Consider the following 921-nt stretch of genomic DNA (forward strand, 5'->3'; position numbering starts at 1 on the left):
GCCCCACCCCCACCCCCAGCCGACCGAAGCCCCGGGGCGCGACCCCGCAGGGCCCCCGCTACCCCGGCCCCACCGGTCCCGCCCCGGAAATCGCGGGCCGGGACGGTACGCCGGGCCCCGGGCGGGCAGAGCAACGGGGTGACCCTATTCCGTGGCATGTGCTACCCCACCGCTCGCGAACTCGCCCTCACCGCCCGCGCGCTCGTGGACGAGCATCCCGACCTGGCCCGGCTCCGCCAGGTCGGCACGTCCCGGGGCGGGCGCCCGCTGTGGCTGCTCTCGGCCGGGGGCCGGGAGCCGGGCGGCTGTGAGGTGCTCGTGGTCGCCGGCGCGCACGCCAACGAGCCGGTCGGCGGCCCGACCGCGCTGGCCCTGGCCCGCCGCGTGGTCCGCGAGCCGGCCCTGCGCGAGCACGGCGGCTGGCACTTCCTGCTGTGCGCCGACCCCGACGGGGCCGCGCTGCACCGGACCCCGCGCCCGTACACGCTGCTCGACTACCACCGGAACTTCTTCCGCCCGCCCGGACCGGAACAGCCCGAGTGGGCCCCGGCCTTACTGGCCCCGGACCGGCTGCCGCCCGAGACCGTCGCACTGACCGGGCTCATCGACGAGCTTCGGCCCCTCCTCCAGCTCTCCCTGCACGGGACCGACCTGGGCGGCAGCTGGGTGCAACTCACCCGCGACATACCGGGGCTTGCGGAGCCGTTCGGCAAGTCGGCCGCGGAGCTGCGCATCCCGGTGGAGACCAGTGCCTCGGACGCGGCCGGCTGGCCCTCCCCCGGCCCCGGGATCTTCGTCATGCCGGACGGAACCGCCACCACCACCGCAACCACGACCGTCCCCGCCACCATCACCGCAACCACGACCGCCCCCACCACCGCCACGACCACCCATGCCACCCCCACCGCCGACGCCCCCGCC

The 921-nt window shown here is 77.0% G+C and carries 1 protein-coding gene; it reads left to right on the forward strand.

All coding sequences use genetic code 11. The features are described from left to right. Positions 1-156: 156 nt before the first annotated feature. A partial coding sequence (locus tag IF43_RS0135560) for a M14 family zinc carboxypeptidase (RefSeq protein WP_267884819.1) occupies positions 157-921 on the forward strand: 765 nt, incomplete at its 3' end.

The organism is Streptomyces sp. NRRL S-87 (assembly GCF_000719335.1).
GTDB lineage: Bacteria > Actinomycetota > Actinomycetes > Streptomycetales > Streptomycetaceae > Streptomyces.